A 10869-nucleotide genomic window follows, 5' to 3' on the forward strand; every position below is an offset into this window, starting at 1 on the left:
GCGTCAGCCGCGAGGCGTTGGTCACGGGCGCGGCGGCAGCACATCACGGGTGGACCCCGTCGGCACTGGACGCGCTGGCCGGGTCCGTGGCGGTGGGGCACGTGCTCTCCGGCGGTCCGGGCGCCACGGGCGTCGTGGACTCGTCGACCGACGTCACCCGGACCACCGACCCGGTGTCCGGTGGCTACCCGATCGCGGAGATCGCCGCCGACGGGTCCGCCGTCGTCACCCGCCACCCCTCGGCGTTCGGGTCCGTCACCGTCGGCACCGTCACCGACCAGCTCCTCGACGGGGTGGCCGGGGCGCGGTACGCCGCCCCCGAGGTGGTGCTGCGACTGGACTCCGTCCGACTCGCCCAGGAGGGAACCGATCGCGTCCGGATCAGCGGCGCACGGGGTGAGCCCGCACCACCGGTGGTGGCGGTGGTGGCCATGACCAGGGGACCCGGGAGGCCCCGCCGGGTCGCCCGCCCGCTGGCGCAGGCGGACGCCGGACACACCGTCGTCCTCCCGGGCGGTGAACGCGTCGCGGTGCCCGTCCCGGTGGAGACCGCGGACATCGGGCCCGGCGAGCTGCCCACCCCGTGGTCGCGGGGGTCCGTGCCCGGGGGGGAGCCGGTGACGTCCGTGCTGGGTTCCGTCGCGAGCGTGCGTCGAGGCGTGGTCGGCCGAGGGGTGAACATCGCGGTCTGGACCTGGGACGACTCCGCGTTCGCGTGGCTGGCCGGAGAGCTCACGATCGACCGCTTCCGCGAACTCCTGCCCGCGCTGGAGGGCATGGAGACCCGCCGTTACCTGCTGCCCAACCTCCGCGCCGTCAACCTCGTGGCGCGCCCCCCGCGTGGTGTGCCGCTCGACAGCGGGCTCGGGGCCGACCTGGCCTCCGTCCGTCTGTCGATCCCCGGCGAACTCCTCGAGTTCGGACCGTGAGGCTCGTCGCGAGGCCCGGACCGGCGGACATGGAGCGAACGTAGGACAGACCCCTGCGCCTCGGCTGCCTAGCGTCGGTGGAGACCGTGCATCGTCCGGGCCCGCCGGGCGCACGTCCCGTGCGGTCATCGTTCGAGGAGTCCGCATGACACGTTCGATCATCGCCAGAGTCCCGGTCGTCGCCGCCACCTCGCTGATGGCCGCGGCTGTGGTCGCGGTCGGGGCGCCGGTCGCCACCGCCCAGACCGGGTCCCCCTCCAGTGCCGAACTCAGCAGCGAGCTCGGGGACGCCGCCGGGAGTGTGCAGGAGTTGGAGGCCATCATCGAGGGGATGAACCCGGGTGCCCGGGGAGCGCTGGACAACGGGTCCCTGGCCAATCTCAACGAACTGATCGCGAACATCCGCAGTGGAGAGATCCTCGATGTGTTCCGGGTGGTGCAGGGGATCCCCGGGGGTTCGCAGGACATCATGACCCTCGCGGAGAGGGCCTCGCTTGGTGAAGTGGGGTGGGATCGGGTCCTCGCGGCGACCCAGGTGGTCCTGGCTCCGGTCACGCCGTGCAACACCTTCACCAATTCCGGGCGGCAGGGCATCTTCACCAACAGGCATGAGATCGGCCGCAGCGGCGGCGGCCGGGTACTGCTGCGGTTGGAGACCTATTACGTGCCCGACTTCGTCGAGGTGGCCTATGACGGAACCGTGCTGTGGACCACCCCGGGCTACGTGGGAACCAACGGAGACTGGCACGTGTGGATCGACGTGCCCCCCGGTGTGTCGACATCGATGACGGTGAAGGTCGACGCCCCCCGGAACGGCACCGAGTGGAATTACACGCTGGGGTGCCCGCTGTGACCCCCCGCGACGGCGGGTGAGGTGATCCTCCCGGACCGCACCGCGAGAACGCCGTGCCGAAAAGCAAGCAAGCATGCTTGCTTTATTCGAGGCTCGGTGGGAGTCTGATGCCATGCAGACGAACATCCGGCCCTCGGCGACGGAGGACCCGCACGCGGTCCTGGCCGCGCTCAGCGCCCGACTAGACGACCTCGTCGAGACCGCCGGTCCCGACGTCTGGCACCTGGACACCCCGGCCGTGGGCTGGGACGTGGGCATGCAGATCGCGCATCTGGCCTGGACCGACGAGGTCTCGGTCACCGCCATCACCGATCCGGACGACTTCCAGGGTGTGGTGGAGACGGCCATGGCCGATCCGACCGGTTTCGTGGACGCCGGTGCCGCCGAGATCGCCGCCACCGGCCGCGACGAGGTGCTCGCCCGGTGGCGCCTGGCCCGGGGAGAACTCGCGGACGCGCTCAAGGCCGCCGATCCGGGCGACCAGGTCCCGTGGTTCGGACCGCCGATGCGGCCGAAGTCCATGACGACCGCCCGGATCATGGAGACCTGGGCACACGGCATCGACGTCGCCGACGCCGTCGGGATCCCGCTCGACTCCGACCCGGCCTTCATCGCGGCGCTGCCCCACGTGGCCCGTCTGGGGTTCAAGACCCGCGGCTTCGCGTATCTGATGAACGGACTCGAGGCCCCGTCCTCGGAGGTCCACCTCGCGCTCACCCTGCCCGACGGCACCGTCCTCGAGTTCGGCCCGGCCGACGCCGAGCAGCGAGTCACCGGACCGGTGCTCGACTTCTGCCTGCTGGTCACCCAGCGCGTCCACCGCGCCGACACCGCCCTCGAGGCGGTCGGCGAGGACGCGGAGGAGTGGCTGCGGATAGCCCAGGCCTTCGCGGGCCTGCCCGGCGGCGGCCGCGAGGAGGGGGCGCGGGCATGAGCGGGAGGAACCTCGCCGCGCCGCTGCGCGTGGGAACGGAGTCGACGGTGCCTCCGCTGCGCGTCGGCAACATGTCCGGCTTCTACGGCGACCGCATCTCCGCGATGCGCGAGATGCTCGAGGGGGGCGAACTCGACGTCCTCACCGGCGACTACCTCGCCGAACTCACCATGCTCATCCTGGGCCGCGACCGCATGAAGAACGCGGACCTCGGGTACGCCAAGACCTTCCTGCGGCAGCTCGAGGACTGTCTCGGGCTGGCGCTGGAGAAGAACGTCAGGATCGTCGCGAACGCGGGCGGTCTCAACCCCGCCGGCCTGGCCGGCGCGGTCGTCGAGCTCGGATCGCGGCTGGGGTTGTCCCCGCGGGTCGCGCACGTCGAGGGCGACGACCTGATCGACCGGGTCTCGGAACTCGACATCCCGGCCGACGCCGGCTTCCCGGTCACCGCCAACGCCTACCTCGGGGGCTTCGGGATCGCCCGCTGTCTGGACGCCGGTGCCGACATCGTCGTCACCGGTCGCGTCACCGACGCCTCGGTCATCGTCGGTCCGGCGATCAGCCACTTCGGGTGGACCCGGACGGACCTCGACGCCCTCGCCGGCGCCACCGTCGCGGGGCACGTCATCGAGTGCGGGACCCAGGCCACGGGCGGCAACTACGCCTTCTTCAACCGCGGTGAGATCGCCGATCCCGTCACCCCCGGTTTCCCCATCGCCGAGATCGCCTCCGACGGCACCTCCGTCATCACCAAGCACGCCGGGACCGGGGGAGCGGTGACGGTCGGCACCGTCACCTCCCAACTCCTCTACGAGGTCACCGGGGCGCGCTACGGCGGGCCCGACGTCGTCACCCGCCTGGACACCGCTCGCCTCGAGCAGGAGGGCCCCGACCGCGTCCGCATCTCCGGGGTGCGCGGCGAGACCGCCCCCACCACCACCAAGGTGTCGGTGACGTGCCTCGGTGGCTTCCGCAACGAGGTCACGTTCCTGCTCACCGGGCTGGACATCGAGGACAAGGCCGCACTGGTCGAGCGCCAGATCCTGGCCGGCCTCGCCACCCGTCCCGCGGAGATCGACTTCCGCCTCAGCCGCACGGACCACGCGGACGCCGACACCCAGGCCGCGGCGACCGCACTGCTGACCGTCGTCGCCTGGGACCCGGACTCCGACGTGGTGGGCCGGGCGTTCTCCGACGCCGCGGTGGCCATGATCCTGGCGAGCTACCCGGGTGCCACGCCGAGCGCGCCCCCCGGTCGCGGCGGCCCGTACGGCGTGTACGTCCCCGCCTACCTCGACCAGGAGGAGGTGCCGCACGTCGCGGTGCTCCCCGACGGAACCCGGGTGGACATCGCGCCTCCGGAACACACGGAGGAGATGGGCGACGGTCACGCCTCCGACGGCCTCGACGCCGAGGGTGCATCGCTGTCCCCGTCCTCCCGGTCGACGGCGTCCACCACGCGCAGGCCCCTGGGGGACGTGCTCGGCGCCCGCTCGGGAGACAAGGGCGGGACCGCCAACATCGGTCTGTGGGCCGGAGACGCGGCGGCCTACCGCTGGATGCGCGAGACCCTCACCGTCGACGAGCTGCGTCGCCTGCTCCCGGAGACCGCCGACCTCCCGGTCGAGAGATACGAACTTCCCCGGATCAATGCCGTGAACTTCGTCATCGACGGACTGCTCGGCAAGGGCGTCGCCCACGGCTACCGCTGGGACCCCCAGGCCAAGGGACTCGCCGAGTGGCTCCGCTCCCGCCTCATCGACGTGCCCGACGACATCACCGCCCCCGTACCCGCCGCCCCCGTACCCGCCGCCACGGCACCCGCCGAGCCGGCACCCGCAGAGGAGAACGCGTGACCATCCCGCCGTACGTACCGGGGGATCCCTGGTATTCCGAGGAGAGTCTCGCCCTGCGCGAGACCACGACCCGTTTCGCCGAGCGCGAGATCCTGCCCCACCAGGACGAGTGGGAGGCCGCGGGCGCGTTGCCCCGCGAGCTGCACGCGAAGGCCGGCCGGCTGGGCCTGCTCGGTGTCTCGTTCCCCGAGGAGGTCGGGGGCGGGGGTGGCGACATGCGTGACTCCCTGATCGTCTGCGAGGCACTCCACGAGGCCGGCGTCGCCGGCGGCGTGTTCGCCTCGCTGTTCACCTGCGGGATCGCCACCCCCCACCTGGCCCAGTCCGGCCGACCCGACCAGATCGAGCGCTGGGTCAGGCCCACGCTCGCCGGCGAGTTGATCGGCTCCCTGGCCATCACCGAGCCCGGCGGCGGTTCCGACGTCGGACGCCTCACCACCACCGCCCGCCGGGACGGCGACCACTACGTCGTCAACGGCGCCAAGACGTACATCACCTCCGGTACCCGCGCCGACTTCGTGGTGACCGCCGTGCGCACCGGCGGTGACGACCTGAAAGGAGCGGCGGGCGTCAGCCTGCTCGTCATCCCCACCGACACCCCCGGTTTCCACCGCTCCGCCCCGCTGGAGAAGCTGGGCTGGCGTGCCTCGGACACCGCCGAGTTGACGTTCACCGACTGCCGGGTGCCGGTGGAGAACCTCGTCGGCGCCGAGCACGACGGGTTCGCCCAGATCGCCATCGGATTCGTGGGCGAACGCGCGGCGCTGGCCGCCCAGGGGTACTCTCACGCCCAGCGATGCCTCGACCTCACCCTGGACTGGGTGCGGGAGCGTGAGACCTTCGGCCGCCCCCTGCTCTCCCGGCAGGCCGTGCAGAACACCGTCACCGAGATGGCCCGCCGTATCGACGTCGCCCGCACCTACACCCACCGGTGCGTGGACCTGGCCGCGGCGGGGCACGACGCGATCGCCGAGGTCTGCTTTGCCAAGAACACCGCCGTGGAGTGCGCGGAGTGGGTCGCCAACGAAGCACTCCAGCTCTTCGGAGGTCTCGGCTACATGGCCGAGTCCGAGGTGAGCCGCCAGTACCGCGATGTCCGCCTCCTGGGCATCGGCGGAGGCACCACCGAGATCCTCACCACCCTCGCCGGACGACGTTTGGGGTACACCGCATGACCATCCTGCGTTCCACGCTCGACACCACCAGCGCCGAGTTCGGTGCCGCCAAGGCCGCGATGAAGGACAAACTCACCCAGCTCACCGCCGATCTCGAACCCGCGCTCGCCGGCGGCGGCGAGCGCAAGGTCGCCCGCCACCGCGAGCGCGGCAAGTTCACCGCCCGGGAACGGATCGACATGGTCCTCGACCGCGAGTCGCCCTTCCTCGAGCTGTGCGCTCTCGCCGCGTGGGGCTCGGACTTCCAGACCGGCGCCTCCGTGGTGGCCGGGATCGGCGTGGTCGAGGGCGCGGAGTGCCTGGTCATCGCGAACGACCCCACGGTCAAGGGCGGCACGTCCAACCCGTGGACGCTGCGCAAGATCCTCCGCCTCAACGACGTGGCCATGAAGAACCGGCTCCCGGTGATCAGCCTCGTCGAGTCCGGTGGCGCCGACCTGCCCACGCAGAAGGAGGTGTTCATCCCCGGAGGCGCGCTGTTCCGCGACCTCACGCGCCTGTCCAAGGCCGGCATCCCCACCATCGCCGTGGTCTACGGCAACTCCACCGCCGGCGGAGCGTACGTCCCGGGGATGAGTGACCACGTGGTCATGATCGAGGAGCGCTCGAAGGTGTTCCTCGCCGGACCCCCGCTGGTCAAGGCCGCCACCGGCGAGATCGCCGACGAGGAGACCCTCGGCGGTGCGGACATGCACGCCCGCGTCTCCGGCCTCGCCGACCACTACGCCCTCGACGAGGCCGATGCCGCACGCCTCACGCGCGGCATCATCCGCCGGCTCAACTGGTCGAAGTCCGGTCGGGCCCCGCGCGCCGAGGTCATCGAGCCGCTCTACGGCGCCGAGGATCTCCTCGGCATCGTCCCGGAGGACCTCAAGATCCCCTTCGACCCGCGCGAGATCATCGCACGCATCGTGGACGGGTCCGACTTCGACGAGTTCAAACCGCTCTACGGGGCGAGCCTGGTCACCGGGTGGGCCGAGATCCACGGCTACCCGGTGGGCATCATCGCCAACGCGCGCGGCGTGCTGTTCAGCGCGGAGGCGCAGAAGGCCACCCAGTTCATCGAGCTGGCCAACCGCTACGACACCCCGTTGGTGTTCATGCACAACACCACCGGATACATGGTGGGCTCGGAGTACGAGCGCGGCGGCATCATCAAGCACGGCTCGATGATGATCAACGCGGTCTCCAATTCCGAGGTCCCGCACCTGTCGCTCATCACCGCCGCGTCGTACGGCGCGGGCCACTACGGCATGTGCGGCCGCGCCTTCGACCCCCGGTTCCTCTACACGTGGCCGAGCGCCAAGTCCGCCGTCATGGGCGGTCAGCAGCTCGCCGACGTGGTCACCTCCGTGGCCGCCGCCGCCTCGTCCGCCCGGGGCGAGGAGATGACCCAGGAGACGATCGACGGTCTCAAGACCATGATCGCCGACCAGATCGAGAAGGAGTCGTTGCCGGCCTTCCTGTCCGGGATGCTCTACGACGACGGCATCATCGACCCCCGCGACACCCGGACCGTGCTGGGTCTCAGCCTGTCCGCGATCCACTCCGGAGAAGTCGCCGGAACCGACCGCTTCGGCGTCTTCCGGATGTGAGGAACACCACCATGCAGAATGCACCCACCCCAGCCCCGATCACCTCGGTCCTGGTCGCCAACCGCGGGGAGATCGCCCGCCGTGTCCACCGCACCGCCCGCGCCCTGGGCATGACCACGGTGGCGGTCTACTCGGACGCCGACGCCGATGCCCCCCACACCCGCGAGGCCGACGCCGCGGTCCGTCTCCCGGGCAACACCCCCGGGGAGACCTACCTTCGCGGTGACCTGGTCATCGCCGCGGCCACGGCCGCCGGGGCCGACGCGATCCACCCCGGCTACGGGTTCCTGTCCGAGAACGCCGGGTTCGCCCGCGACGTGATCGACGCGGGGCTCACCTGGGTCGGCCCGCCGGTCTCCGCCATCGAGGCCATGGGCTCCAAGATCGAGGCCAAGAAGATGATGGGCGAGGCCGGAGTGCCCATGCTCGCCGACCTCGAGCCCGTCGACGTCACCGAGGACATGCTCCCGGTCCTGGTCAAGGCCTCCGCCGGTGGCGGCGGACGCGGGATGCGCGTGGTCCGCACCCTGGACTCACTGCACGACGAGATCGCGGGCGCCCGGCGTGAGGCCAGGTCCGCCTTCGGCGACGACGCCGTGTTCTGTGAGCGGTACCTCGAGCGTGGCCGTCACATCGAGGTCCAGATCATGGCGGATTCGCACGGCACCGTCTGGGCGGTGGGCGAGCGCGAGTGCTCCATCCAACGCCGCCACCAGAAGGTGATCGAGGAGGCCCCGAGCCCGCTGGTCGAGCGGACCCCGGGGATGCGGGAGAAGTTGTACTCGGCGGCCCGCGACGCCGCGTCCGCGATCGGGTACACCGGCGCCGGCACGGTCGAGTTCCTGGCCACCGACGACGGCGAGTTCTTCTTCCTCGAGATGAACACCCGTCTCCAGGTCGAGCACCCGGTCACCGAGGCCACGACCGGACTGGACCTGGTGGCGCTCCAGCTGGACGTGGCGGCGGGTCTTCCCCTGCCGTCCACCACACCCCCGGCCGCCCACGGCTGGTCGTTCGAGGCCCGCCTCTACGCCGAGGACCCGGCGAGCGACTACACGCCGGGTTCCGGAACCCTGTGGGCGCTCGACGTCCCCGGCGTCTGCTCGACCTTCGAGGGCCCGCACCGCCCGGGCATCCGGGTGGACAGCGGTGTCGAACCCGGGGCGGACGGCGCGGTGATCGGCGTGCACTACGACCCGATGCTGGCCAAGGTCATCTCCTACGGCCGTACCCGTTCCGAGGCCTGCGCCTCGCTCGCCGGCGCGCTGACGCGGGCGAAGATCCACGGCCTGACGACCAACCGCGCCCAGCTGGTCCGGGTCCTGCGCCACCCGGAGTTCATCGCCGGCAACCTGTCGACCGCGTTCCTCGACGATCACGGTGCGCAGGCGGTCGCCGCCCCGCTCGCCGACGACGAGGCCGTGGTGATCTCCGCGCTGGCCGCCGCGATCGTGTCCGGGACCGCCGACCACGCCGCCGGGCCGGTGGCGCTGGCGCAGGCGGGCTTCCGCAACGTCGGCCGCACGCTCCAGAGGCGTACCTACCGGTTCGGGGAGGACGAGTTAGAGGTGGCGTACATCCGCGACCGCTCCGGCGCCCACGCGGACGGCGATCTCGCCGAGGTCGTCCGCGTCGGACAGGTCCGCCCCGACGCGGTGGACCTCGAGGTCAGGGGAGTGCGCCACACCTTCTCCGTGGCCCGGTACGAGGTGGTGGGCTCCGACACCGTCGTGGAGGTGGACTCGCCACTCGGACCGGTCCCGCTCATCGAACCGCCCCGGTACTCCGATCCCGGCGCGGAGGTCGCCGCGGGTTCGCTGCTCGCCCCCATGCCGGGTGCGGTCATCCGGGTGGCCGTCTCCGTCGGGGACACCGTCACCGCCGGCCAGCCGCTGCTGTGGATGGAGGCCATGAAGATGGAACACACCATCTCCGCCGCCGTGGACGGCATCGTCACCGAGCTGCCCGTCGAGGTCGGCACCCAGGTCGAGACCGGCACCATCCTCGCCGTCGTCGCGGAACCCGACAGCACCGACGCCGACAGCACCGATCCTTCCAGCACCGACACCACCACCCCCCAGGAGTGACCACGATGACCGACATCTCTCAGATCCCCAACCCCGTCGTCGACACCGAGGAGCAGAAGCAACTCCGCAAGGTCGCCTTCGACCTGGGCTCGCGATACGGCATGGAGTACATGCGCGAGAAGTCCGACGCCGGCGAGACCACCGACGAGCTGTGGACCGAGGCGGGCAGGCTCGGACTGCTGGGGGTGAACCTGCCCGAGGAGTACGGCGGCGGCGGGGCCGGCATGACCGAGCTCGCGATGGTCGAGGAGGAGCTCTCCGCCGCGGGCGCCGGGCTGCTCATGATGGTGGTCTCGCCCGCCATCAACGGCACGATCATCTCCCGCTTCGGGACCGAGGAGCAGAAGAAGCGCTGGCTGCCAGGCCTGGCCTCGGGCGAGATCATCACCTCGTTCGCCATCACCGAGCCGGACGCCGGGTCCAACTCCCACGCCATCACCACCACCGCACGCCGGGGCGGCTCGGACTTCCTGCTCAGCGGGCAGAAGACCTACATCTCGGGAGTCGACCAGGCCGACGCGATCCTCGTGGTGGCCCGACTCGAGGGCGCCGCGAGCGGCAAGCTCCAGCCGGCCCTGTTCATGGTGCCCACCGACGCGCCCGGACTCGAGCGCACCCACATCCCCACCGAGGTGCGTACGCCCGAGCGGCAGTTCCAGCTGTACTTCGACGACGTGCGCCTGCCCGCGGACGCGCTCATCGGTGACGGCGACACCGCGCTGCTCATGCTCTTCGCGGGCCTCAACCCCGAGCGCATCATGGCCTCCGGGATGGCGATCGGTTCCGCCCGCTACGCGATGGACAAGGCGACGAAGTACGCGAACGAGCGCACCGTGTGGAAGACCCCGATCGGCGCCCACCAGGGGATCGCCCACCCCCTCGCCCAGTGCAAGATCGAGCTGGAGCTGGCCCGGCTGATGATGCGCAAGGCCGCGGCGCTCGTCGACGCCGGCCTGGACGACCTCGCCGGCGAGGCCGCCAACATGGCCAAGTACGCCTCCGGAGAGGTCTCCGCCCGCACCGTCGACCAGGCCATCCAGACCCTCGGCGGCAACGGCCTGTCGGTGGAGTACGGTCTCGCCGGCATGCTCGCCGCATCGCGCCTGCCCCGCATCGCCCCGGTCAGCCGGGAGATGATCCTCAACTACGTGGCCCAGCACTCGCTCGGGCTGCCGAGGAGCTACTGAGGTGGCCGCGGCGGACGATCAGACCGTCGGTGTTCCGGTGCTGGTGCGCTACGAGGTCTCCGGGGGCGCCGCCCGCGTGACCCTCGACTCGCAGCACAACCGCAACGCCATCTCGAGCGCCCTGGTCGAGCAGCTCCACGCGGCGCTCGACCGGGCGGCCGCGGACGACGGTGCCCGCGTGGTGGTCCTCGGTCACGCCGGCGGGACCTTCTGCGCCGGTGCCGACCTCAGCGAGGCCTCCGCGGCCGGGGCC

General features: G+C 71.4%; 9 protein-coding genes. All 9 read left to right on the top strand.

All coding sequences use genetic code 11. The features are described from left to right. Positions 1–929: acyclic terpene utilization AtuA family protein (locus G6022_RS07480; RefSeq protein ID WP_182691288.1), on the top strand; the 929-nt coding region annotated here is incomplete at its 5' end. A gap of 145 nt (positions 930–1074) precedes the next feature. Further along, positions 1075–1782, top strand: coding sequence for a hypothetical protein (locus G6022_RS07485; RefSeq protein WP_182639332.1), 708 nt, complete (start codon positions 1075–1077; stop codon positions 1780–1782). 112 nt (positions 1783–1894) lie between these two features. Beyond that, on the top strand, positions 1895–2716 hold the full coding sequence (locus G6022_RS07490) for a TIGR03084 family metal-binding protein (RefSeq protein ID WP_182615478.1): 822 nt from the start codon (positions 1895–1897) through the stop codon (positions 2714–2716). Continuing rightward, positions 2713–4572 (top strand): acyclic terpene utilization AtuA family protein, encoded by a 1860-nt coding sequence (locus G6022_RS07495; protein WP_182639333.1) that lies wholly within the window; start codon positions 2713–2715, stop codon positions 4570–4572. Before G6022_RS07490 ends, G6022_RS07495 begins: the two co-directional genes overlap by 4 nt. Then, positions 4569–5747 (top strand): acyl-CoA dehydrogenase family protein, encoded by a 1179-nt coding sequence (locus tag G6022_RS07500; protein WP_179525935.1) that lies wholly within the window; start codon positions 4569–4571, stop codon positions 5745–5747. Before G6022_RS07495 ends, G6022_RS07500 begins: the two co-directional genes overlap by 4 nt. Next, complete coding sequence (locus G6022_RS07505; protein ID WP_182639334.1) at positions 5744–7342, top strand: carboxyl transferase domain-containing protein; 1599 nt, start codon at positions 5744–5746, stop codon at positions 7340–7342. Before G6022_RS07500 ends, G6022_RS07505 begins: the two co-directional genes overlap by 4 nt. An 11-nt stretch (positions 7343–7353) precedes the next feature. Beyond that, entirely contained in the window at positions 7354–9429 is a 2076-nt protein-coding gene (locus G6022_RS07510) for a biotin carboxylase N-terminal domain-containing protein (RefSeq protein ID WP_182639335.1), read from the top strand. Between the two features lie 5 nt (positions 9430–9434). Further along, a complete protein-coding gene (locus tag G6022_RS07515; protein ID WP_182639336.1) occupies positions 9435–10616 on the top strand; it encodes an acyl-CoA dehydrogenase family protein in 1182 nt (393 codons plus the stop codon). A 1-nt stretch (position 10617) separates the two neighbouring features. After that, positions 10618–10869 (top strand): enoyl-CoA hydratase-related protein (locus tag G6022_RS07520; protein ID WP_347238161.1); only part of this gene is annotated, 252 nt, incomplete at its 3' end.

It is taken from the genome of Dietzia sp. Cai40, assembly GCF_014145165.1.
Classification (GTDB): domain Bacteria; phylum Actinomycetota; class Actinomycetes; order Mycobacteriales; family Mycobacteriaceae; genus Dietzia; species Dietzia natronolimnaea.

Bases quoted from the DNA above. Each gene is read 5' to 3' on its own strand.
- G6022_RS07515 (WP_182639336.1), top strand. From the start codon at position 9,435: ATGACCGACATCTCTCAGATCCCCAACCCCGTCGTCGACACCGAGGAG.
- G6022_RS07490 (WP_182615478.1), top strand. From the start codon at position 1,895: ATGCAGACGAACATCCGGCCCTCGGCGACGGAGGACCCGCACGCGGTC.
- G6022_RS07485 (WP_182639332.1), top strand. From the start codon at position 1,075: ATGACACGTTCGATCATCGCCAGAGTCCCGGTCGTCGCCGCCACCTCG.
- G6022_RS07510 (WP_182639335.1), top strand. From the start codon at position 7,354: ATGCAGAATGCACCCACCCCAGCCCCGATCACCTCGGTCCTGGTCGCC.
- G6022_RS07505 (WP_182639334.1), top strand. From the start codon at position 5,744: ATGACCATCCTGCGTTCCACGCTCGACACCACCAGCGCCGAGTTCGGT.
- G6022_RS07495 (WP_182639333.1), top strand. From the start codon at position 2,713: ATGAGCGGGAGGAACCTCGCCGCGCCGCTGCGCGTGGGAACGGAGTCG.